The 22,967-nt window shown below is 63.5% G+C and carries 22 protein-coding genes and 2 pseudogenes; 12 read left to right on the top strand and 12 right to left on the bottom strand.

The annotated features are described in order from the left end of the window. Nucleotides 1-203: hypothetical protein (locus tag GGR47_RS19055; protein WP_208663177.1), on the bottom strand; the 203-nt coding region annotated here is incomplete at its 3' end. On the opposite strand from GGR47_RS19055, the gene GGR47_RS18520 reads away from it, so the two are divergent. Continuing rightward, nucleotides 112-1,527 (top strand): ISNCY family transposase, encoded by a 1,416-nt coding sequence (locus tag GGR47_RS18520; protein ID WP_147036952.1) that lies wholly within the window; start codon nucleotides 112-114, stop codon nucleotides 1,525-1,527. The genes GGR47_RS19055 and GGR47_RS18520 overlap by 92 nt on opposite strands. A gap of 524 nt (nucleotides 1,528-2,051) precedes the next feature. Here GGR47_RS18520 and GGR47_RS18515 read toward each other — a convergent pair. From GGR47_RS18515 to GGR47_RS18485, 7 genes are all read right to left on the bottom strand, one after another. Further along, nucleotides 2,052-2,681: a TetR/AcrR family transcriptional regulator gene (locus tag GGR47_RS18515; protein WP_147036951.1), complete on the bottom strand. Its 630-nt coding sequence runs from the start codon at nucleotides 2,679-2,681 to the stop codon at nucleotides 2,052-2,054. Nucleotides 2,682-2,872: 191 nt separating this feature from the next. After that, on the bottom strand, nucleotides 2,873-3,310 hold the full coding sequence (locus GGR47_RS18510; RefSeq protein ID WP_147036950.1) for an acyl-CoA thioesterase: 438 nt from the start codon (nucleotides 3,308-3,310) through the stop codon (nucleotides 2,873-2,875). Continuing rightward, nucleotides 3,291-4,661, bottom strand: coding sequence for a Dyp-type peroxidase (locus GGR47_RS18505; protein ID WP_147036949.1), 1,371 nt, complete (start codon nucleotides 4,659-4,661; stop codon nucleotides 3,291-3,293). Before GGR47_RS18505 ends, GGR47_RS18510 begins: the two co-directional genes overlap by 20 nt. A 1-nt stretch (nucleotide 4,662) precedes the next feature. Continuing rightward, complete coding sequence (locus GGR47_RS18500; RefSeq protein ID WP_147036948.1) at nucleotides 4,663-5,361, bottom strand: hypothetical protein; 699 nt, start codon at nucleotides 5,359-5,361, stop codon at nucleotides 4,663-4,665. A gap of 17 nt (nucleotides 5,362-5,378) precedes the next feature. Further along, entirely contained in the window at nucleotides 5,379-6,467 is a 1,089-nt protein-coding gene (locus GGR47_RS18495; RefSeq protein ID WP_244305214.1) for a catalase family protein, read from the bottom strand. Between the two features lie 301 nt (nucleotides 6,468-6,768). Then, on the bottom strand, nucleotides 6,769-7,392 hold the full coding sequence (locus GGR47_RS18490) for an ABC transporter permease (RefSeq protein ID WP_232834243.1): 624 nt from the start codon (nucleotides 7,390-7,392) through the stop codon (nucleotides 6,769-6,771). Next, complete coding sequence (locus GGR47_RS18485) at nucleotides 7,344-7,940, bottom strand: TolC family protein (RefSeq protein ID WP_478050866.1); 597 nt, start codon at nucleotides 7,938-7,940, stop codon at nucleotides 7,344-7,346. The genes GGR47_RS18490 and GGR47_RS18485 overlap by 49 nt, the downstream gene beginning before the upstream one ends. A gap of 210 nt (nucleotides 7,941-8,150) precedes the next feature. On the opposite strand from GGR47_RS18485, the pseudogene istB reads away from it, so the two are divergent. Next, a pseudogene (gene istB, locus GGR47_RS18480) lies at nucleotides 8,151-8,624 on the top strand (IS21-like element helper ATPase IstB); the annotation flags it as partial. A gap of 95 nt (nucleotides 8,625-8,719) precedes the next feature. On the opposite strand, the gene GGR47_RS18475 reads toward istB, so the two are convergent. After that, on the bottom strand, nucleotides 8,720-9,025 hold the full coding sequence (locus GGR47_RS18475) for an acyl-CoA thioesterase (protein WP_115381650.1): 306 nt from the start codon (nucleotides 9,023-9,025) through the stop codon (nucleotides 8,720-8,722). Between the two features lie 198 nt (nucleotides 9,026-9,223). Here GGR47_RS18475 and GGR47_RS18470 point away from each other — a divergent pair, with 198 nt between their 5' ends. From GGR47_RS18470 to GGR47_RS18435, 8 genes and pseudogenes are all read left to right on the top strand, one after another. Continuing rightward, the gene (locus GGR47_RS18470; RefSeq protein ID WP_221204872.1) at nucleotides 9,224-9,724 is read left to right on the top strand and encodes a hypothetical protein; all 501 of its coding nucleotides are present in this window, start codon (nucleotides 9,224-9,226) and stop codon (nucleotides 9,722-9,724) included. A 103-nt stretch (nucleotides 9,725-9,827) separates the two neighbouring features. Beyond that, on the top strand, nucleotides 9,828-11,207 hold the full coding sequence (locus GGR47_RS18465; protein WP_232834233.1) for a TolC family protein: 1,380 nt from the start codon (nucleotides 9,828-9,830) through the stop codon (nucleotides 11,205-11,207). A gap of 20 nt (nucleotides 11,208-11,227) precedes the next feature. Continuing rightward, a complete protein-coding gene (locus GGR47_RS18460) occupies nucleotides 11,228-12,229 on the top strand; it encodes an HlyD family secretion protein (RefSeq protein ID WP_056433199.1) in 1,002 nt (333 codons plus the stop codon). Beyond that, entirely contained in the window at nucleotides 12,226-13,395 is a 1,170-nt protein-coding gene (locus GGR47_RS18455) for an ABC transporter permease (RefSeq protein ID WP_056433082.1), read from the top strand. The genes GGR47_RS18460 and GGR47_RS18455 overlap by 4 nt, the downstream gene beginning before the upstream one ends. After that, nucleotides 13,392-14,492, top strand: a complete 1,101-nt coding sequence (locus GGR47_RS18450) for an ABC transporter permease (protein ID WP_056433079.1) — start codon at nucleotides 13,392-13,394, stop codon at nucleotides 14,490-14,492. The genes GGR47_RS18455 and GGR47_RS18450 overlap by 4 nt, the downstream gene beginning before the upstream one ends. A gap of 438 nt (nucleotides 14,493-14,930) precedes the next feature. Continuing rightward, nucleotides 14,931-15,434: pseudogene (locus GGR47_RS18445) on the top strand (IS21 family transposase); the annotation flags it as partial. A 38-nt stretch (nucleotides 15,435-15,472) separates the two neighbouring features. Further along, nucleotides 15,473-16,102 (top strand): MFS transporter, encoded by a 630-nt coding sequence (locus tag GGR47_RS18440; RefSeq protein WP_125471583.1) that lies wholly within the window; start codon nucleotides 15,473-15,475, stop codon nucleotides 16,100-16,102. A gap of 132 nt (nucleotides 16,103-16,234) precedes the next feature. After that, nucleotides 16,235-16,957, top strand: a complete 723-nt coding sequence (locus tag GGR47_RS18435; protein ID WP_042491065.1) for an SIMPL domain-containing protein — start codon at nucleotides 16,235-16,237, stop codon at nucleotides 16,955-16,957. Nucleotides 16,958-17,144: 187 nt separating this feature from the next. Here the strand turns inward: GGR47_RS18435 and GGR47_RS18430 are convergent, their stop codons facing one another. Next, the gene (locus GGR47_RS18430) at nucleotides 17,145-17,627 is read right to left on the bottom strand and encodes an Lrp/AsnC family transcriptional regulator (RefSeq protein WP_147037454.1); all 483 of its coding nucleotides are present in this window, start codon (nucleotides 17,625-17,627) and stop codon (nucleotides 17,145-17,147) included. Between the two features lie 109 nt (nucleotides 17,628-17,736). Here GGR47_RS18430 and GGR47_RS18425 point away from each other — a divergent pair, with 109 nt between their 5' ends. Both GGR47_RS18425 and GGR47_RS18420 read left to right on the top strand, forming a co-directional pair. Then, nucleotides 17,737-18,627 carry an EamA family transporter gene (locus tag GGR47_RS18425; protein ID WP_147037455.1) on the top strand — a complete coding sequence of 297 codons (891 nt, stop codon included), beginning with the start codon at nucleotides 17,737-17,739 and terminating at the stop codon, nucleotides 18,625-18,627. A 324-nt stretch (nucleotides 18,628-18,951) separates the two neighbouring features. Next, on the top strand, nucleotides 18,952-19,158 hold the full coding sequence (locus GGR47_RS18420; RefSeq protein WP_147037456.1) for a hypothetical protein: 207 nt from the start codon (nucleotides 18,952-18,954) through the stop codon (nucleotides 19,156-19,158). Nucleotides 19,159-19,372: 214 nt separating this feature from the next. On the opposite strand, the gene GGR47_RS18415 is transcribed toward GGR47_RS18420, so the two are convergent. Together GGR47_RS18415 and GGR47_RS18410 are read right to left on the bottom strand one after the other, a co-directional pair. Next, a complete protein-coding gene (locus GGR47_RS18415; protein ID WP_147037413.1) occupies nucleotides 19,373-19,744 on the bottom strand; it encodes a response regulator in 372 nt (123 codons plus the stop codon). Then, nucleotides 19,744-22,503 (bottom strand): PAS domain S-box protein, encoded by a 2,760-nt coding sequence (locus tag GGR47_RS18410; protein ID WP_244305313.1) that lies wholly within the window; start codon nucleotides 22,501-22,503, stop codon nucleotides 19,744-19,746. Before GGR47_RS18410 ends, GGR47_RS18415 begins: the two co-directional genes overlap by 1 nt. Nucleotides 22,504-22,967 lie beyond the last annotated feature (464 nt).

The raw sequence follows: 22,967 nt of genomic DNA, 5'->3' as shown, positions 1-22,967 counted from the left end.
TGTAAGCGCAACGTGGAAATGAGACTCTCCTGCAATTTAGAAGTGAGACGGTAACCTCTACGGCAGGCTTCGGGTGTCATGGTCACCTCCATTTTAGGAGGTAGCCGCACGATGACGGTGATGACGATGAGCACAGGCGAGATATCGCGGTTTGACACGCTGATGCGGGTACAGCGCGGTGAGTTGCGCGTGATGGATGCCATGGCGCTTCTCGGCCTCGCACGCAGCCAGGTATTCAAACTGCTCGCGCGACTGCGCGACGAAGGTCCGTCCGGTCTGATCTCACGCAAGCGCGGACGACCGAGCAACCGGCGGTTCAGCGACGCCTTCCGCGAGCGTGTCATCGCCATCGTCCGCGATCGCTACGCCGATTTCGGCCCGACGCTGGCGGCGGAATATCTCGCCGAGCGGCACGGCATCTCCATCTCGCACGAGGCGCTCCGCCTCATGATGATGGAGGCAGGCCTGTGGACTGCCAAGCGGGCAAAACGTGCCCAGCTCCATCAGATGCGACATCGCCGCGACCGACGTGGCGAACTCGTCCAGGTCGACGGCTCGGACCACGACTGGTTCGAGGGGCGCGGTCCGCGCTGCAGCCTCCTGGTCTATATCGACGATGCGACCAGCGAGTTGATGCACCTCGAGATGGCGGAGAGCGAGAGCACCTTCTCGTACATGCGCGCGACGACGACGTATCTGAAGCGGCACGGCAAGCCGGTCGCATTCTATTCGGACAAGCACAGCGCCTTCCGCAACAACAACGCCACGGCCGATGGCGACGGCATGACCCATCTCGGCCGGGCGCTCGACAAGCTCGATATCGGGATTATCTGCGCCAATTCGCCGCAGGCGAAGGGGCGCGTCGAGCGTGCCAACGGGACGTTGCAGGACCGACTGGTCAAGGCGATGCGGCTTGAAGGTGTCTCGTCGATCGAACACGCCAACGCCTTCCTCCCAACGTACCTGGCGCGACACAATGAGCGGTTTGCCCGCCCTCCCCGGGTCGCCCTCGATGCGCATCGCCCCCTCACCCCGCGCGACGACGTCGATGCCGAAATGGTCTGGCGCGAGGAGCGGACAGTCACCAAATCGCTCTCGATCCATTTCAACAAGGCGATCTTCATCCTCGACCCGACGCCCGCGGCCCGGTCGCTTGCCAGCAAGCGCGTCCAGATCTGCGAATATCCCGATGGTCGTATCGAGGTGCGGCACAACCACCGCGCCCTCCCCTACACCGTCTTCGACAAGATGCGGCAGGTGAATCAGGCCGAGATCGTCGACAGCAAGCGCCTGGGGGCGGCGCTGGCCATGGCGCAAGCCATGCAGGAGGTGCGGCCGCACCACCGGAAGCGGAACAACAATGAGCCGGCGCGCAGCTCCGGATCCTTCACGATCTTCGCACCTTCCCCGCAACCGGATACCGCGAAGGTGGACAGGCGCCGGTTATGCACCCCGAAGCTGAAGCGCGGGCCGCGGCTGTCGAACGATGAACTGATCGCGCGGGGTCTGGGCGAGTACGTCAGATAGGCGTTTCAGCTTTCCCGTTTTCCCATGTCGGTCGGGCAGTTTCGGGAAAAAGCAATCGGGAACAGATTTTGGGAAAACAGACCGCTGAGGCGCGCTCCACCGCTCGCTCAGCTCGTCCGTTCTCGCCCGACGTTCCCAATCGGGAAGGCGTCGCAGCGGAAATCACTAATTCGGCATAACGACTGGTGTTTGGCGATCAGAACGTGCCACTGGTCGCGGGGCACAGGGGGGCTACAGATGCGCGCACTTATAATGGGATTGGTCTGCCTTTCGCTGGGAAGTGCAGCTATCGCGCGAGACCCGGCATTTGATCCGCGTGCCTGGAAGTCCAAGGTGGCCGGGGAGAAGACGCAGGTTTCGGTGCTGGGTTCGGTTCACCTCAAGAATCTGGGTGCGTTCAAGCCTGATGACCTGCTCCCCGGAAATCATGCCATTTGTAGGTTAGCTCGTCAGATGGAGACGAGCGATGCGGCGAGGCCGTTCTACCCTGCCAAGGCTATTGGCTATGGCAGTCACCACCGCGGTTACGAATCATGCCGTATGAAGAGCTTTGCCAAGGCCTTCATCCAATCCTCGCTCATAGGCTGATCTGACTCAGGAGCACGCAGCATGTTCTCCGCCCGACCGATCAGACATTGCAACAAAGCATGACGGAACGTCGCAAGATCGAGATCCGCTAGCGCGATCGCGGCTCCCGGATGTGCTAGCAACGCATCAATTGCGCGTAGACCGACAGCATAGGTAGAGGTCCAGGCATCATGCCGCGCGTCCGGTAGTTCCGCCAGCACCGCTGCGATCGCCTGACGCTCCGCGCTGATCAAGAAGGCCAGGATACGCCTCCCGACGCTGCAGAATGCATCGCGAAAGTCTTCCGCATCCACGTCCTCATGAAGTCCGCTTTCTTCCAGTTCAAGCTTGCGCCGCAGAAGGCGCATCAAGAGATCACTGCGGCCATGAAAGCGTGTGTAGATCGTCTTCTTGCTGACAGCAGCCGCACGTGCGATCCGTTCGACCGAGAGTTCGCGGGCACCCTTTGCGAGCAGCAAGTCCCAAGTGGCGGCCAGGATCCGGTCTTCCAGACTGGCCGCCTCTTTGGCACTCGGCCGGCCTATCCGACCGCGTTGGCTTTTCGGCATTCTCTTTTCACCGACCATCGCGGCTCTTCCTTACATCGCTCCGAGCTTTGATCGGTCCCGGTCAGCGTCGGCGACGACCGCTCGAGCCGTTCCGACGATGCCCAGAGGCTGAGCATGATCGGCCGTGGCGCAGCTTGCTCGCGGGCTGCGCCGCACCATCCGACCCAAGCTGCTCGCCAGGGTTAACCGCCCCTCATAGGCCCGGCGTGTTACAGGCAGAACGGCTGCGCAAGGTCCGGAGTGATGCGGACGAGTTGACCCGAGCTCGCGTCGAGACAGCATAACGTCGAGTGCACCTCGGCGACCGTCTCGCCGTCCCTGCCGATATGCGTCGAGAACCATGCTCGCGACGCTGTGTGCTTGGTAATCTGAACCGTCGCGATGAGACTATCGCGGTGATAGGCCGGTTTTCGATAGAAGATCTCGTGACTAGCGACGATCCAGCGAAGCCGGTCGACATCTTCCTTCCTCGCCACCGCGCGCCAGTACGCGGTTATCGCCTGCTGCACCCACTGCAGGTACACAGCATTGTTGACGTGGCCCAGTTCGTCGATCGCGTCCGTCGAAACGGTGATGGCATGCCGATGCGAACGGTATTGCGAGCGCCCCTCAGGCCCGCTGGACGGATCAGTGCCAGCCTGCTTCACCGATCCACCGGAGCGCCGTCAGCGACGGCATGAAGAGATATTCGCCGCCCATCAGACGGTTGAAGGTGGTCACGCCGTTGACGCGCTTTCGCGCCGGCTCCTGCGGAATGGTGAAGGTCCCGGGCTCCTCGTGCAGCGCGACGATCGGGTCCTTTTCGGTGCCAAGATCGATGAAGTTGCCCCGGTTGATCCATTCCTGCTGGAGGAACTCGATCGTATCGTACGCCCGCGCGCTGATGAAGATGAAGAAGATGCCGCGATCGTCTTTCGCATCGTCGGCCGCCGTCACGTCCGGAGTCCACTTGGGGCCGAAGGTGGAAGAGCGCCGGATGATGCGGTGAATGTTGACGTCGGTCAGGATCGTCAACTGGCTGTCGCGCGGGTTCAGACGGCGCATGTGCGCTGAATGCGGACAGACCAGTCCCTTGGGATCTTCCGCGAAATTAAAGTCGTTGTTGCGTGATCGATCCGCCCCCAGCGCCTCGTCGTCATGATCCGGTGCCAGGATCAGCGGCGCGCCGCTGCGCCAGCGGCCGAACATCTTGGCCGCCAGCTTCTCCTGGTCGGCTTCGCTGTCGGCGTTTGCGCGGATGAAATCGTTGAAGGCGCCAACCGCGCTCTGATATTTGCGCAGGACCACGAACGATCCGTTGCGACCGAGCGGGGCCGGTTCGGGCATTGCGACTGGCGCGCCGGTCTCGCTGTTTTCGCCCAGGATGAACTCGCCCGCCGCGATCGCGCGCTCGTCGCCCCGCGGGTCCACCCCGCCGCCCGCCACTGTCGGCTGCGAGATGGAGTCGCGAAATCCGAAAGGGTTCTTGGCATCGGCATCCGCCCCGAAGCTGTGCGTGCCGACGAGCGTGACACCATGCGAGGCTTCCAACTCGGTCATGGCAACTTTGATCGCCTTTTCAAGCGCGTCTTCGTCGCGGGCATAGATCGTCAGCGCGATATGGCAGGTGCCGGGCCGAAAGGCATCTTCCCACCGGTCGGGTGCGTTCGCGCCGAAGTCGCGCAATTGCTCGGCTCGGGCCGCCATGCCCTGTTGAAACGGCAGAGGAAAGCTCTTCAGCGATGCCTCTGGCACGCCCAGCGCCTTCAGGCCGGCATGGCTGATCGCGACGCCGGTCCAGGAGTCCATGTCGTCCGTCCAATCGTCGGCCGAGGGGATGTGCGGCGCGAGCCGGCGGACCAGATCGCGACCGCCTTCCGCCTCATCGACGTGCAGCATCGCGTGCAGGCCGACATAGGGCTCGGGCCGCGATCGCAGGATCAGGGCCTGGATGTCGTCGAGCTGCAGCTTGACCCGCTCCCGGCTGAAGCGCGCCCTCAGGTCCGCCAGAACGCTCATGTCAGTAATCCACCCCTTCCGGCTTGGAGATGGCGTCGGTAAGTTGGCCGAGCGCCGCCTTGGTCGTCGGATCGATCGCCGTGTTGGCGGCCTCTGCATCGAGGAACGCGTTGAGCGCCTTCTCCATTCGCTGGAAGCGGCGTACGTCGACCACCGTGACCTGCGGATTGGCGACGAACCAACCGGCAGCGTCGATCTGGTGGTCGGCGATGAAATCCTTCACCTTGGGGCTGTCGATCCCCGGCCAGCCTTCGACGTTGGCGAACAGAAGGTCCATGAGCTCGGGAATTTTGGTCGCAAAGTCATTGATGTAGGCATCCCAGTCGCCGTCGTAAGCGGTCGCGAACAGAATGCGCGTATCATCGTCGAAAAAGACAAAGCGCATGTCGTGCAGGGTGGAGACGCGCTGGGCCCCGTCCATGTTGCCGCCGGTGAGATCGAAGATCCGCCGCAGGCGCTCTGCGCCGCCCGGCTTGAGCGTCGCGATGGCGGTGAGTTCGGACACGTTGCCGGATTGCTTGCCGGCGCGGCCGGCCGACCGGGCGCTGCCCTTCAGATCCGGATTATGTTTGCGGATCATCGCTTCAAGCGCGATCTTGGCGAGGTGGGGTGCATCGGCGGCGACTTCCTCCACCCGGCGACGGATTTCCTGAAGCGTGCTCTCATCCGCGAGGCGCGGATCCTTGTTGTCTGTGGTCATCACGACCTCCTGCTTGTTCAGTCGGGAATGTCATCAAGCTGGTCAGGCTCGATCCGGGCGCGCGCGTTCATCCGATGGCGGTAGCTGGTCGAGCGTTCGTAAGCCGCCCGGCGGATGCGCATGATCTGCCCAAGCGGGCGATGCGCCTCTACGCCGTTCCATGGATTGAAGGACAGGATGTCGTCGCCATACACTTGGCGTGCCGGCGCGTAGGCGTCCTGCGGCGCGAACCGCAGCGTTGCGATCGGGCGATGCGGCGACACCTTCTCGTCCCAGCGTACCGCCGCATCCTCGACCGGCATCTCCGCCAGATCGGTGCAGAGTTGCGCCGACAGGGCATATTCCGCGCCCTGGCCGGCGAAATGTTCCACCAGAACATCCCGCATCGTGGAGAATTCCGCCTTGCCCACCGGCTGTCCCGTCAAGGCCCGGACGTTATCGGAAGCTGGGGACAGCGCCAGCTTGGCGACATGGTCACCGAAGCGGATAGCACCTTGCGTGTGGTAGCTCTCGCCGAGCGGATGATGGTTGTCGCGCGCCAAACCCTCGAGCGTCGCCCCGGGCGTCATCCCCAACGCCTCCACTGTCTTCTTGGCACCCCGCGCAGTGCCCGCGATCAGCCGCTGGAAGGTGTCGGGCGCATGCGCATTCGCCTCGAGAAGGCTCAGCATCAGCTTGTATTTGGCGATGGTGCCAAAGGCGAGGACGGGAAAGTTCACCATCAGGAAATCCTGGTTGGCGCCCCCGATATCGGGCGACAACCGCTCTCCTTCGACGCCGATCACCTTGATCGCGAAGCCTCGCGGCGCAGGGATCGCGTCCGAATGAATGTCGCTGGGTGCCGAGGACAGCCGTGCGACCACACCATACGTGGCTGGGCGCACGAAGATACCCTGCCGCAGTTCCGGCGCCAGATCGTCGTGAACCGTCAATGTGCCCTTCAGGACGGCATGTGACTTGGCATGCGCGTCGCGGATCGCGTGACGGTGATGCTCGAAAGCGCAGCGGTTGCCGGCCGCCATCTGCTCGACGATCTCGGCCGTCAGGCGCTCTTCATCCTCGGCGATCGTCTCGATGTCGGACGAATAGAGAAGCGGTGCTTTCAAAGCCTGACCTCGTCTGTTGCCCATGTCCCGACGCCGGTCGCGGCGCCGCTTGGCCCAGCCATTTCCCGGCAATTACCCACCAACAACACCTAGGGAAACCGAATGGTTCCCTTTCTTGCTGACTCGACCAGGTCTCTACGTGAGGCAACTATCGATGCAGGTGGCAGCGATCAGCGACACGAAGTCTCGTGGCCATGCGAAGCGAGGTCGCAGCCACTACGAGCGGCTAGAAGGAGTGCGCGATACACTACAGCCGCGGAAACGGTGGAGCTTGCGCTCCTTGGCGAGGATTGCCCTCCATTCAGGCCTCGGTGGCGGACGTCCCGACCATCGCGCCGAAGCCGACGAGGCGCGAATACGCCAGCATGGCATAGCCGAGGGCGAGGCTTGCAAGGGTCAAGGCGGGGATCGTGACCTCGCTCAGGCGCGCATGCATCTGGTTCAACGGGACGAACGTGTGGACGCCGGCGGTGGCCGGGATCAAGTGAGAGAGGGCGGCGACCAAGCCCGGCATTTGATCGAGCGGATATGCGGTCCCGGTGAGGAAGAAGAACGGCACCGAGGTCGGCGCCAGGATGTAGGTTGCCCGTTCGGCACGATCGAACACGCTGCCGACGAGCAGCCCCAGGGCAGCAACCGCCGTGGCAAAGACAGGGACCATCACCATCATGCCGGCGATGTTGCCATCAACGGGCACGGCCTGGAGCCAGAAGATGAACCCGAACAGGAAATAACAGCCTAGAATGCCCACCGACGCGAACGCCGCCAGCGTTCCCCAGAACTCCGCGACACCCATCCGCCATGCGCCGGAGCGGCGTCGTCCGCCCATGAAGGTAGCGGCGCCGAAGAGCAGCGTCTGTTGAACGATGATCACCGCTACCGCCGGGAAGACATAGCCCTTGTAACCACTTGTCCGGTTGAACAGCGGTTCGGTCGTGACCGCGACGGGCAGCCCGCCGCGACTGAGTTGGGTTCAGCGGCAGCACGTTGCTCCAGATGTGGGCAAAGGCGTTGGCGCCGTTCAGCGGTAACGTCGCGCCCGAATAGGCAAGCGCCGAACCGGCATAGACGGCGCTCGCCGACAGAGCGGTCGCGGTTTCGCGTGTCCGTGGGCAGCGCATTGTCGCGATTGGCGTTGTAGCTGCCGAACGCGAAGGCTTGCGGGCGGTAGCGCGATTTCGCCAGGCCGACCCCCGCGCTGGCGATGTCACGCGCTGCGTCGGCGCCGCGGGCCCGGGGCGTCGCGTCTATGCCCTCCAGGAATGTGCCGACGGGAGGCAGCGGCTGCGAATTGACGAACAGCGGCGTCGATGCGCCGACGCCGGCGGGTCGGTCCAGCAACCGCGACAGTGCGTCGGCAGCAGTCGCTTCCTCGAGTTGCGCGCGAATGAAGGCGCGTTCGGCGGCGTCGCGGGCGACCTGAACCTGGAGGACGCGCGCATGGGGAATGACCCCGTTCTGCTCGAGCTTCACGGCATCCGACAGATGCCGATCGAACCCTGCGAGCGTCTCGCGCGTCGACCGGGTCAGCTGGGCGGCAACCTGCTGACCGAAATAGGTGCGGACCAACCTGACGCGAGACAGGTCGCGACCACCCGCCTGCCTGGCGCGGGCCACCTCGACCGCGCCGTCCGCACCCGCCTGGATCGCCGGGATCGCACCGCCCGTGTAGAGCGGCACGCGGTACGCTCGCTGTACAGCGGCTCGTTTCTTCCGGGCCGGCGCAACGTCGTGCTGGTCGGTGGGACGGGCACCGGCAAGACGCACCTCGCCACCACCATCACCGCCAATGTGGTACGGGCCGGCGCCCGCGGGCGCTATTTCAATACGGTGGACCTGGTGAACCGGCTCGAGGAGGAAACGCGCCTCGGCAAGGCCGGCACGCTGGCGGCCCAGCTTTCGCGCCTCGATCTCGTGGTGCTCGACGAGCTTGGCTACCTGCCGTTTGCACGCTCGGGCGGTCAGCTGCTCTTCCACCTCGTCAGCAAGCTCTACGAAAAGACCTCGGTCATCGTCACCACGAACCTGGCCTTTGGCGAGTGGCCGACCGTCTTTGGCGACCCCAAGATGACCACCGCGCTGCTCGACCGAATTACCCACCATTGCGACATCGTCGAAACCGGCAACGACAGCTGGCGCTTCAAACATCGAAGCTGACGCCTGGGACACCGGCAGAGAACGCTTCGCGCTGGTTGCGCCTCCCGTCGGGCTACGCCCGCCCTAGGCCGCAACCAGCGCGAACAGTGCGCCCGTCATCCCCGGTACGCTGCTCGACGAAGGGGGTCCCTTTTGGACGCCGGTAGGGGGTCCCTTTTGGACGCCGATTGACAGTCAACGCGCTGATCTAGGAAGGCGGGGCAGCGATAGGTGATCTCATGCTTTATCGCGACCCGGGCAACCGACTCCAGCGCATCGCCGGGCGCGATCCGGTGCCAAAAGGAGACCACCGCCTCCTGAATCCAGCGTAAATAGACCGTATTGTTGACGTGGCCCATGTGATCGATGTCGGAGGCGATCACATCGAAGGCGCAGGTATGGCCGGCGCTATCGTTAGGCATCCGCGTCGTCTCCGCTGATCGTCATTGACACCGACACGGCATTAACTTATATTGTCATCAATGACAATAGCGCCTCCCCGCCGCCGCCGGCGTCATCCGGACGAGCTTCGCAGCGAAGCGGTCGGCGCTGCCCGCGATATCCTTGAGCGTTTCGGGCCGGCAGCGATCACGCTTCAGAGCGTGGCCGGGGCATTAGGCATGGCGCACGGAAGCATCACCCATCATTTCGGCACCGCGGCCAACCTGCAGGCAGCCGTCGCGGACGACGTCATCGGCCAGCTTCTGGAGGACTTCCGGCGCGGTGTCCGAGCCTTGAGGGCAGGCGACATCGATGAAGCCGGCCTCGTCGACCTCGTCTTCGACACGTTCGCACAGACCGGCGTGGGCCGGCTGATCGGCTGGCTTGCCGCGACCGATCGTCAGATGCTGGAACCCCTCTTCAGCCGATTCTCCCGCCTACCAAGCGAGTTGGCGGGCGACACGACGGGGGGCTCGACAGTCGCCGACCACGAGCTGCCGGCCCTCGTCAAGGGCATCGTTTCGGGCGCGCTGAGTGCGTCGTTGATCGGCGACGAGCTGGACCATGCTTTGGGATTGCCAAGATCATTCGCGAAACGACGTGCGGCCCGCGAGCTGACCCTCCGAAGGGGGGCGAGCATCGTCTCTTGCGAATTTCGACGACCGGGGTCGCAGTCGTGAACGTGATCATGGCGGCGACGCCCAGACCTCGTCCCCTCGTACATGGCTGCGGCATCGAGGCCGCAGACGGCTTGTCGCCTCACAGCAAAGCGGGCCAACGTCGATGATGAGCCTTCGGTCTATCGCCATCATCGGCGCCGCGGTCGCGACGGCGCATGCCGCATCGGCCCAGAACATCGGCCCCTCAAGCCCCGCCGTCCTGACATACGCCCGTGCGCAGGAGCAGCTGCTGGACCGTTCCGACGCGATCGCGGCCTCGGACGCGAACGTGCGCAGCAAGGAGGCGCAAGAGGGAGCCACGCGCACATTGCGCAGGCCGGACGTCGACCTCGAGGCGCAACTGCTGGACTATCAGAAGACGCTCTATCTGCCGCTCGGTTCGCTCGCGCCGGTCGCCGAGGGCTTCGGCATCCCTGACCCGCTGCGGTTTCAAGTTAGAAGGCAAAGTACGCGCCCCATCGCTTCGACGACCCTCCCGATCTACACCGGAGGGCAGATTTCGGGGACGCAGGCTGGTGCGCGGGCACAGGTGGCGCAGGCGCAGGCCGACCGGGCCATCACCGCCAACGATCAGCTCGTGCAACTGGTGCGGGCCTATTTCGGCCAGCAGCTAGCCGAGCGAGCGCTGGGCGTGCGCCGCGACGTGCTCGATGGGCTCGACCGTCACGTCGCAGACGCCGTCAAGCTCGAGGAAGCGCGCTTCATCAGCCGGGCGCAACGCCTTCAGGCAGAGGTGGCACGCGACGACGCACGGGCGGAATATGAGAAGGCGATCGCTGACCTCCAGACGGCGAATGCGGCGCTTGCGGGGCTGCTGCGCGAACCCGCAGGAGTGAGGCCGTCAACGCCGCTCTTCGTCATCTCGCGTCCACTGCCGCCGCTCGACACGTTCAAGGCCGCGGCCCTAGCCTCACATCCTCAACTCGAGCGGCTGTCGTCGCTGGAGGACCAGGCGAAGGCCGGCGTCCTGATCCAGCAGGCGAAGCAGCGCCCGACCGTCTACGGCTTCGGCCAGTATAATTTCGACCGGCGCGACACCCTCCTCACGGACCCGGATTGGGCAGTGGGTGTTGGCTTGCGCTATAAGCTCGCCGGGGGTCTTGGGCGCCGACAGGCGGTCGATGCGGCACGGGCGACGGCGGAACAGGCGCGCGCCGGTCTGCGCGAAGGCCGCACGCAGATCGAGATCGGTGTGACGAAGGCGTGGAACGACGTCGAGGCGGCGCGAAAGCGGTATCTGCTTCTCGATACCTCCCTCGCTTCATCTATCGAGAATCTGCGGCTTCAGACCCTATCCTATCGGGAACAGCAGGCGACATCGCTGGACGTCATCGACGCGCAGCTTTCGCTGGGGCGATCGCGCATCCAGCGCGCGCAGGCGGCCAACGAATATGTACAGGCACTTGCCCAGCTTCTGAACGTCAGCGGGCAAATGGATGAGATGGCCGCATACGTCGCCAAAGCCGACAAGGTAATTCCATGAACGCCGCAACTGAAAACGAAATGCACGACGGCGGGGGGACGACAAGGCCACCCCGCGGCAAACTGGTCGTTGTCGCTCTCGTGGTCGCTGCCCTGCTGGGCGTCGGACTCTGGCTCAGCTACCGTCCCGTGCCTGGTCAGCTGCAAGGCATGGTAGACGCGCGCGAGATCCGCGTCACGAGCAAGGTCACGGGACGGATCGCATCGTTCGGCGTGGAGGAAGGACAGCCCGTCCGGCAAGGGCAGCTACTCTACACGATCTCCAGCCCCGAAGTCGCCGCCAAGCAGCAGCAGGCCGGCGGGGCGCTGGAGGCCGCGCAGGCAACGCAGGACAAGGCCGAGGCCGGCGCGCGCAGCGAGGACATCCGGGCGGCCGAGGCGCAATGGCGGCGTGCACAGGCGGCAGCGAATCTGGCGCAGGATACCAGCAACCGCACGCAACGCTTGTTCGCCCAGGGCGTCGTCGCCGGTCAGAAGGCGGACGAGGCGCGGACGAACGCCATCGCTTCGACGGAGGCTGCGAAGGCAGCGAGGGCGCAATACGATCAGGCCCTGGCGGGAGCCCGCCCTCAGGACAAGGCCGCCGCTGGCGGTCAGGTCCAGCAGGCGCGCGGCGCGGTGGCCGAGGTGCAGGCCGCCGCCGCCGAGACGCGCGTGGTCGCGCCATCTGCTGGGGAAGTCGGGAAGCGGATGGCTCAACCAGGCGAACTCGTGCCGCAGGGCTTTCCGGTCTTCATGCTGACCGACGTCGAAAACGCTTGGGTCACGCTGAACGTCCGCGAGGATCAGCTCGACGGGCTCGCACGAGGCCGGCAGATCGTCGGAACGATACCTGCGCTTGCGAACAGGCGGGTGACGTTCCGCGTGTCGTACCTGGCGCCGGCGGGCGAGTTCGCGACCTGGCGCGCGACCCGCCAGTCCAGCGGGTTCGACGTCAAGAGCTTCGAGGTCCGCGCCCTGCCATCCCGTCCCATCGACGGGCTGCGTCCCGGTATGACGGTCCTGTTCGACTGGCCGCAATGATCCCGCCCGCGCTGGTCGGCGGCTTTCGGCGGGAGGCCGGCTTCCTGCGAAAGAGCTTCTGGGACCTGTCGCTCGTGACATGGATCCCGTTGATCCTTCTCGCCACGGTCGCCATCCAGATGTCGGCCGGGGCCATGCGCGACCTCCCAATCGTCGTGGTCGATCGCGACGGCGGCGGCATCGCCCGCGAGTTGACCCGCCGTCTCGATGCGGCGCCCGGCTTGGCCGTTCTCGAAATAGCACCCGACCTGTCGATGGCGGAAAACGCCGTGCGCGCCCGACAGGCCTATGCAATTGTCCTCATCGATCGGGACACAAGCAGAGAGGTACTCCGCGGCGGCACGGCTCAGGTCATTGCGCTCTACAATGCCAGCTACTCGACACCGGCCGGGTCCGTCATCCGCGAAGTCGGCAGCGTCGTGCAAGGCTATGCCAGCTCGCTTGCGTCGCAGCAGAGCGCGGCCGTGCTGGGGCCTGGGAGGGTTCGCAGGCCACCCATCGCGGTACGCTCGACCGTTCTCTTCAATCCGCAGGGCAGCTACGAAATTCAGCTGGTGGCGCTGCTTCATCCCGCATTGCTGCATCTGATCTTCATGGTGGCGATCACCGGCGCGCTCGGGCGGGAGCTTCGCGACGGAACGATCGGGGACTGGCTTGCAGACTGCTCGCGACGCGAGGCGGCCTGGGCCGTTTGCGGCAAATTGCTGCTCTACGTCCTCATCTTCATGGGCTGGGGGATCGCAGCGATCGCCTATCTGGCTGGTCTGCGAGGCTGGCCGATCGCGGGCAGCCCGCTGCTGATCGGCGCCGGCTATGCGGTGATGTACATGGCATATGTCGGTGTCGGGCTTCTATTCGTCGGTCTTACTCTAACGATGAGCAGCGCGCTTTCGGCGGCTGGCCTCTACGCGGGAGCCTCCTTCGCGTTCGCCGGGGCGGTATTCCCGGTCGAGTCCGCCTCCGGCTTTGCTCGGGTATGGAGCGCGCTGCTTCCTTATTCTTCCTTTGCCAAGCTGCTTTCGGAGCAGTGGATCATGGGTTCGGCGGCATCAGTGTCACTGCGACAGATCATCGTCATGCTACCATTCGTGATCGTCGGTCTTGCCGTCGGACTGCCGCGCTACCTTGCCGCGGCGAAGCAGCCGGAAACCTGGGGCCGCCGGTGATACGCAACGCCTTCCTCGGCACGTTCCGTGCCATCCTCTCGGACCGATCCGCGCTCCTGCTGCTGATCGGATCGGCCATCATCTATTCGTTCTTCTACCCGGCCGCTTATTCCGGCGAGGTGCCGAGGCGACTGCCCATCGTCGTTGTCGATCTCGACCATACCGGTTCGAGCCGCTCGCTCCTGATGAAGCTCCCGGCCCTTCAGCAGGCCGAGCTCATCGCCTCCCTATCGTCTCCTCGAGAGGCTTACGGATGGGTGCAATCTCGCCACGCGGACGCGGTGATCGTCATCCCGGACGGCTACGAGCGGAACATCCTGCGTGGTGGCCAAGGCACGATCGCGCTGTATGGCAATGGTGCCTATCTTCTTCGTAGCAGCACCTCGCTCGGCAGCATCGCCGCTGCCATTTCGGCGGTCGGTCGCGAGGCAGGGATGGATCAGGCGATGGCCGCCGGCGCGACGGCGCCACCGGCCTTGTCGCTCGTGCAACGACCGCTCTTCAACACGCGCGAAGGCTATGGAAGCACGGTCGTTCCGGGCGTCGCGTTCCTGATCATTCATCAGACGCTGCTGATGGGTCTCGCTCTGCTTGCCGGGACGATGAGGGAACGGCAGGGCCGCCGACGCTTCACTCGCAGGGAGTTCTTCGGCATCGCACTGGCATTCGTATCAATTGGTCTCCTCGACGTGGCCTACTACACTGGCTTCGTTTTCTGGTTTCAGGACTACCCACGTGCTCAGGCGGCCCCTCTCACCCTCATCGTCGCAGCAATCGCGTTCGTCGCGGCAACCGTCGCCGGGGCAATGGCGCTTGCCAGCTTCTTCAAGACTCGCGAGCGGCCGATCCAGCTCTGGATCGTGACATCCCTGCCAATCTTCTTCCTCTCCGGCTTGTCATGGCCCTCGGAGGCAACGCCGGGATGGCTCGTCGCAGCGTCACGGATGCTTCCCACGACCCCGGGGATACATCTGATGGTGGGGGTCAACCAGATGGGTGGAAGCCTTCGGCAATTATCAGGCGAAGTGGTGAACCTCTTCGGGCTCACCGTTTTCTACGGCTGGATCGCATATGCCCGCTTTGTTCGGCCAAGTTAGCCAACATCGCCGCACACGAGATTGCACGTGCTTTTTTTATCAACCAAACAGTCTAGGATCGTTGAGCGCATGATGCAGCGTTCGTGACACGCTGGCGTCACGAGCCTCATGCCTCGGGAGAGGCGCACTGCTCAAAATGTGACACCATCAAGGCTGAGATATTCACCGGCGATCCAGGCTATAACGACCCAATTTCGGTGGTTCAATCGCGGTAATAGCGCTCCCGAAAGCGGTCGTCCGTTCACCTGCCAGTCGGTAGTCTGCGGCTGGGCAAAGAGCGGTGGCCGGTGATGGGCAACCGCATTTCGAGCGAAATTTCGGGTGTGGATCGGCGTGGAAAAGGGACCCCGGTAGCGGGGTGATCGGCGTCGAAAAGGGACCCCTCATCCCGTTGGTCTAGGCTGTTCGCTTGGCGGTGTGTCAGGCGGCGAGAGCGGGATGCTGGTATTGGAGACGGTGTTGAGGATCCGGCGCGAGCACGCGTCGGGGAAGGCCATCAAGGCGATAGCGCGGGACCTGCACCTGTCGCGCAAGGTGGTGCGCAAGGCGATCCGGGCGCCGGAGGCGGACATGGGGTATCGGCGGGAGGTACAGCCGCTGCCGAAGCTGGGGCCGTTTCAATCGCGACTGGACGCGTTGCTGGAGGAAGATGAGGCACGGCCGCGGCGGGAGAAGCTGCGCCTCACCCGTATCCACGACCTGCTGCTACGCGAGGGGTTCGACGGCTCGTATGATGCGGTGCGCCGTTATGCGGCGCGCTGGCGGCAGGCGCGGCGTCGCGACGTAATGAATGCGCCGGCGTTCATCCCGCTGCTATTCCGGCCGGGCGAGGCTTACCAGTTCGACTGGAGCCACGAGGACGTCGAGATCTCGGGCAAGCCGATGCGCGTGAAGGTCGCGCTTGTCCAGCTGTGCGCGTCGCGGACGATGTATCTGCGCGCCTAAGCGCGCTCGCCGGAACACTCGTTGCGACCGCACTGATGCTTGCCGCACTGGCATTTGCCGCATCACGGTTCATCGTTACGCCGCGTGCCGAACAAGCGCCGCTTTTCGTCGTGCCGCGCGGTATTGTGGTTCTCCTGGCGCTACTCGCCGCGATTACCTTCCTGACGGAGGGGGCTATTCTCGACTGGGGTGCGCTGCTCCTTGCCGGCAAGGGATTGCTGGCACCCGATCAAGCGGGCCTTGGATATAGTGTCTTCGCTATTGCGATGACCGCAGGGCGGCTCACCGGCGATCGGGTGGTGGCTCGAATTGGTGATCGTCAGACCATGTTTTGGGGCGGCTTGCTGGCGCTCATGGGCTACGGGATCATGCTGCTCGCACCGGTTGCCGTGGTCGCCATGTTGGGTCTGATGTTGATCGGACTTGGTGCATCGAACACGGTGCCGGTATTGTTTCGCCAGGCTGGCGCACAGAACGCGATGCCGCCTGAGCTTGCCGTCGCCTCGATTACGACGGTTGGCTACGCCGGCATCCTGGCAGGTCCGGCTGCGATCGGTTTCGTCGCGGGGCATACCGGCCTAACGGCCGCTTTCTGGATGCTGGCGGCTCTACTCTGCCTTGTACCACTATGCGCGAGAGCGGCAGTGGCAAAAGCTTCAGCTTGAGGATGGCGTAGTTATAGGAACACCTATCCTGGGCTGACCTTTCGTTGTCCCAAAATTAGCATCCCAATGGGAAAACCTCGACCGTATCGATAGACGTGTCTTCCAGGTAGAGAACGAGAAGGAAGAACGCGGATGAGGAGTCTGATCTGGGTCGCGCCGCTATGCGCTGGTCTCGGCGCTTGCAACGCCACCCCCGATCCGATCGGCCTTCAGCCGGGCGAGACGCTGTTGTCGGTGACGGGCACCGGCCGCACCGAGGCGACGCCTGACCAGGCGCTGTTCACCGCCGGCTTGTCGAGCATCGCCGCGGATGCCCGCGGCGCGTCCGAACGGAACGCTCGCACCATGACCGCGATCACGCAGGCACTGGCAAAGTTAGGCGTCGCCCAACGGGATATCCAAACTCGCAATCTGTCGGTGAACCGCATCACTTGGGGCGCGAACAAGGGACAGTACGAGGTCGCCAACAGCGTCACCGTTCGGATGCGCGACACCGGCAAAGTAGGCGCGGCGATCGCCGCCGTCACTGACGCCGGTGCCAACATCGTGTCCGGCCCCGACCTGTCGGTCGCCGATCCGGAAAAGGCGAACCTCACCGGCTACGGAAATGCCTACAAAACCGCACGCGCGAAAGCGGACGCATATGCCGCCGCGGCCGGGCTGCATATCGTGCGGGTGCTTTCGATCCGGGATGGCGGCACTGGCGGCGAATTACCGCAGGCCGGCGATATGACGGCGATGCCCGTAGCACCGCCGCCCGTGGTCGCGATGCAGAGCGCCGCCCCGCCCGTCATGGCCGGCACGAACAACGGCGTGGTCGCGGCGCGGGTCGATTTCGCGCTCGCGCCGAAGTGACCAACAGTCGTTCGGATATCACCAGCACCCTTAGACATAGGTTTTGAGAAGCCGACTACATTCTCTCTTCACCATCCCAATCGGGACGGGATCGAGAAACCTTGGGGTTTCATTTCGCCCTCAACCGGACCGGCTACCAGCGCGCATTTTTCAACAGCCCCGGCCGTTTTCCGAACAGCACGCGCGTTCAACCATCCCACGCGACGGGAACAGGGCTTAGGGCTTTCACCTCCCGGATCACGACGAGCGTTTTGAAGCTACGGACCCGTTCGTCAGCCGAGAACAGGCGCTGCGCCAGTTCGTCATAGCCCTCCATGCCGCGTGCGACGATCCTGACGGCGAGGTCGAAGTCGCCGGTGACGTTCCATGCCTCGATCACCTCCGGCTCCGCCTGGAGCTTCGCCCTAATCTCCTCGATGGTGCGGGCGCCCTCACGTTCCAGCATGACCAGCACAACCATCGACAGGGGCCAGCCTAGCGTGCGCGGCCGAACGATCGCGACTTCCCGCTCGATCGCGCCCGTCGCGCGAAGCCGTCGAATACGGCGATAGCAGGCGGGGACAGAAAGGCCGATCGCCTCGGCGACGGCCACGATCGGTCGCTGCGCGTCGATCTGCATGATTTCGAGCAGCTTCAGATCGAAGCTGTCCAGCGTGTCAGTCTTGCTCATGCGGACGAGATTAGCCGATAAAGTTTATCGCAACAGCGTCAGAAAAGAGCACCTTTGTCGGGAGTCACGCCTACATTCCGAAGGCAACGACAACATTCCCGAGAACACCATGACTGCCACCGCATTGCCGCGGCCCGCCTCTGCGCGCATCGACCTGACCGCTTTCGCCGCCCTGGCGGGCTCCATGGTCTCGATCGCCAGCGGCGCGTCGCTCGCCAAGGGCTTGTTCCCGGTGATCGGGCCGGAAGGCGCGACCGCGCTGCGCCTGATCGTCAGCGCCGTGGTGCTCTCCATCATCTTTCGGCCCTGGCGGTTAAAGGTCGGATCGGGATGGCTGCCGCTGCTCGCCTATGGTGGGACGCTCGGGCTGATGAACCTCAGCTTCTATAAGGCCATGTCCTACATCCCTCTTGGGCTGGCCGTCGCAATCGAGTTCATCGGCCCGCTCGCGGTCGCCGTGCTGACCTCGCGCCGCAAGTCGGATTACCTGTGGATCAGCCTGGCCGTGGCCGGCTTGGCCCTGCTGCTCCCGGTGTGGAAGGGCGGGGCGCAACTTGACTGGCGGGGCATCGCCCTGGCGTTGGTCGCGGGCGGATTCTGGGCGGCATACATCCTGGTCGGCAAGCGGGCGGGGCAAGCGCACGGCTCAGGCGCGGTAGCGGCCGGCATGATTGTTGCCGCTCTCCTCGCCGCTCCTGTCGGCGTGCTGCACGCCGGCGCGGCGCTGCTCAGTCCCAAGGTGCTGATGCTGGGTGTCGCGGTCGGCATTATCTCCAGCGCGGTCCCCTATGCCCTGGAGATGGTCGCGCTGCGCCGGCTGCCGTCGAACACCTTCGGCACGCTGCTCAGCGCCGAACCGGCAGTTGGCGCGCTCATGGGTTTGGTCCTGCTCGGCGAGGTACTGTCATCCGGGCAGTGGCTGGCGATCGGGCTGATCGTGTTCTCGTCGGTGGGAGCGGCCATGAGCGCGAAGGGTGCTGACACGCCTGCTCAGCTGTGAAGCCGAGCCGCTGTCTAGCTAACGGACGTGCAAGCCGGGTGCGTGTCAGTAAGGCGAGCCGCCAAGCCTACCGCGTCGGTTTGCCAGGTGCCGAGGATGGTCGCGCGTTCTCGCGTCCATACCGCAAGCACGTCCTGGAAGGACTGCAGCAATGCGTTGGTCTGGCGCGTGTCATGGCCGGCAAGCTCACATCGCTCGATATGCCCTAGCAGGCGTGTGATGCGCCCTTCGCCCTCCACGATTTTTTGCTCGATGCGTGCGAGCCGTTCAGCCTGGCTCGCTAATTCCAAGCCCCTTTGCCCCAATCCTGCTAGATTCCTCGCCATGTTACCCGAACTCGAACAGCTCGCGACCGATATAGCCGATCTCTCAAAGGCGTGTGCTGAGCTGCAAGGGATGGAGGCAGCCATGCTCATCGAGCAGATGGTTCGGCACCTCCGATCGGCGCTGGAGGAGCTGGCTGAGCGACAAGGGATGCTCGTTGGGGATATGCCGTGGTGGACGGCATGGCATCAAGGCGATGTGCCGTGACTTCCACGTCACGGTGCGGTGGTCCACCGGCTGATCGCCAGCGTCAGTAAGCTACCCGGTTTGTTCAACAAACGGCCGGGGCTATTGAAAAATGCGCGCTGGTAGCCGGTCCGGTTGAGGGCGAAATGAAACCCCAAGGTTTCTCGATCCCGTCCCGATTGGGATGGTATTCCGGGATAGGAGCGTTCTCCCAGATACCCCTCGCCTGCGGAAATCAGGAACTAAGCCGATCAATCTCTGACAGCACGTATCGAGGGTCAAAAGGTTTGGCGACGAAGAAAGAGTGTTCCGGCAGGTCAGCTTGTGAAGGACGGACGTTACCGGAAACAACCGCGATCAGCACTGGCGGGTACCTATCACGAACGTAGCGTGCAAGTCGCAGACCATCCATCGATCCCTTCATCTGGATGTCTGTCAGGACAATTCTAATCTCGGGATGATTGGCTATGATCTTGATCGCTTCGTCGCCGTCCTCAGCTTCAAACGCGATAAAACCACGGTCGGTGAAAAAATCCATCAGATCGTGACGTATAAACACCTCATCTTCAACGATGAGGATTGCCCGTGGCGGAATTGCCTGACCCATTACGCGGTTACCAACTCACCTGCACCGACTAACGGCGCTTTGATCCGAAATTCGACACCTTCAGGCGGGTAGCTCAACACCGTTTCGCCCCTGAAGTACGATCGCAGCGAACGTTCGATTAGCCGCGTTCCAAAGCCCTTGCGTGTGGGGGGCGAAACGGTCGGACCGTCGCGCTCCTGCCATAGCAGGGTGAACTCTGGGTTCGCGTCAGATCCACTCACCTCCCACGTCAACGTCACAGTACCGGTATGGTTGCTCAGGGCACCGTATTTCAGCGCGTTGGTGACCAGCTCGTGGATTGCGAGCGTGAGGGCGAGTGCCGACTGCGGATTGAGACGCACCGCGGGGCCATTGATCGCGATCCGGTCCCGCTTATCGGCAACGGCCGCCAAACCGGCTTCCAAGACCGTATCAAGGTCCGACGCTTCCCACGATGTCGCGGTCAGCACATCCGTCGCCCGGCCCAGGGATGCCAGACGTGATGAGAAGGCAGCAGAGGCATCCTCCAGTGTCACCGCATCACGCAGCGTCTGGTTGGCAATCGACTGGGTGATGGCCAAGACGTTTTTTAATCGATGGCTCAATTCGCCATTGAGCAGGAGCTGCTGCTCACGCGCCTCCTGCAAAGTCGTGTGATCACGCGATACGGACAGAATGCGCACCACCTCGCCGTTCTCGCCAAAGATGGGCGAAACCGACACCGACCAGAATTTCGGGGTGCCTAGGAATGTGTCAGCTGCGATCTCGAAATGGGCCGATCGACCCGCTCTTGCCGCTGCAAGCGCCTCTTTGCCCAGACCAACGCCGTCATTTTTCAGAAAACTCGGCCAGAAGCAGCCTTTGACCGCGTTGAAGTCGCTGATCTCCATCACCTTCATGCCGCCATCGCTCATGAAGGTGAGATCGCCGTTAAGGTCGAGCACCTTGATGCAATCGGTCGAGGCAGCAAGAACGCTGCGCATAAAGCTTTCGCTTTCGCGCAGGTCCTGTTCTGCCCGGCGGCGCTCAATCGCAACCCGGATACGACTGGCCGCCTCTGCGACGAATGCCACCTGCTGCGTCGTCCATTGGCGCGGAACGTTATCGTTCACGAAGAAGATCGCGACGGTTCGACCATTCCCCACCACCGGAAGATTGATCATCGTTCGAACGGCGAGGCTTTCGAAAATGTCCGCTCGAGGCGATGTTCGTGGATCATACCGCACATCGGGAATGACGACGGGACGACCAGCCCGGAGGTCGATAGCGTAGTCACCATAATCATCGACGCGGTACTGACCGACAAGCCGGGGACAGCCATCCGCCGTCCAGTGCTCCGGCACGGTAATCATTTCCCCGTCTGCATCCAGCGTACCGTACCCAGCCCGAACCACGCCGAGCGTCTTGGCCACGATCTCCGTCGCCTGATCGATCGCATGTTCCATATCGGATGACTCCGACAGAACGTGCCCGATGTCGGTGAGCGCGTCGCGCTTTTTCTCGGCGCGGATGCGATCCGTCACTTCGAGGAAAATGACGGTGAACCGATCCTCCCCAACGGGTTGGCACACCCCGTCATACCAACGATCCAGCCCTCCGAACTGACGGGTAAAGCGCTTGGCCTCACCGGTATCGACAACCTCGGCGAACTCGTTGACCCATACGTCCTCAATTCCCGGGAAGAGGTCGCGTATCGTCTTTCCGATCGCCGTGCCCCGCTCGATACCGACCAGGTCATACCAGGCGTCGTTCACTTCCTCATACCGCCAGTCGCAGATCCTGCCGTCTGCATCGCGCTCGACTTTGGCGAAGATGAAACCCTCTTGGAGTGTCTCGAATAGGGTGCGCCATTTCTCCTCATTGGCCTGCAACCTGTCGGTGGCGCGGGCTTCCACCTCCCGCAGGGCTTCGCCCGCGGCATGTGCTTCGGTGCGATCACGCAGCACCTTCACATAGCCGACATGTTGGCCGTGCTGGTCCATCAACGGGGACGTCACATCGACGGCCAGTATGCGTCGCCCGTCTTTGCGAACCATCCAATGCTCACGAGACGCGTGGCCTTCGCGGTGGGCTTGCGACAGATCCAATGCCAGCCTGCCAGCGCTGATATCTACGTCAGTGAACAGGACCGACGCACTTTTGCCGATCATTTCGTCCTTCGACCAGCCAAGCACGTTTTGAGCGCCGGAAGTCCATTCAACGATATGGCCATCGAGATCGGTGGTGACGACCGCGAAATCCTGAGCGCTGTCCATGATGGCGCGCTGCCGCGCCTCGGATGCGGCGACCTGCCGTGCCGCAAGACGTTGTTCGAGTTGCGCCATGACCTGTCGAGCCAGGACGCGGATCGAGCGTATCTGTACGTCCGACAATTGCCTCGGCTGGTAGTCGAGCACACACAGCGTCCCGATTGGAAGTCCGTCGTCCGTCTTTAGCAGTGCACCGGCATAGAAGCGGATGTGAGGCTCGCCGGTAACCAGGGGGTTGCACGCAAACCGCGGATCGGCCGTCGCGTCGGGAACAAGGAGGAAATCTTGCTCCAAAAGCGCGTGCGCGCAGAACAACGTATCCAGCGGCGTTTCGCGAACTCCCAGACCCACCTCTGCCTTAAAGAACTGGCGGCACTCCCCGATCAGGTTCACGACCCCGATCGGCGCCTCGCAAATCGCGGCGACCAGCTCGGCCAGCTCGTCGAAAGCCGACTCCCGCGGGGTGTCCATTACCTCGAACTTTGCGAGCGCCGCCAAACGCCGCTGCTCACGCGCTGCAAGATCAGTCATTGTTTACCACGATTTGCCCTTCCGCGGCACGCTAGCATCCAGATCGGCGCCTCGCCACTATCGAGAACATCATAGAAACACCCTCCAGTTCTGTAGATTGAAATGCTGGCGCGAGGAGCCAGCGGCAGAAACGGCACCGTCTCGTTTGGGAAGGTTGATCGAGATCCAGGGCCGCAAACCGGTTACGCCTCGCGGCTCGGGGCTAATTTTCCCGAAATATGTTCCCGATTGCCTTTTCCCGAAATGCGGCATCGGAGACGGAGTTTCGGGAAAGCTCGAGCGCTCGAAAACTGGCGTGACCGAGCCCGCTGCTGGCGCAGCGGGTCCGGGGTCAGGAGCCGAGAGGTGATCGCCTCAGCGGGGGCAGCGTTGCGCTGCTTGGGGGCTCCACGCTGCCCCCGCTGCCACGAGCGAGTGTCGTTTCTATCTAGCGGAGAATGTGTCTTTTCTAACTGGCGGCAACA

The sequence above is a fragment of the Sphingomonas aquatilis genome, assembly GCF_014196115.1.
Lineage (GTDB): Bacteria > Pseudomonadota > Alphaproteobacteria > Sphingomonadales > Sphingomonadaceae > Sphingomonas > Sphingomonas aquatilis.
The sequence above is the reverse complement of the archived record's forward strand: the minus strand, read 5'-3'. Positions and strand labels throughout refer to the sequence as shown.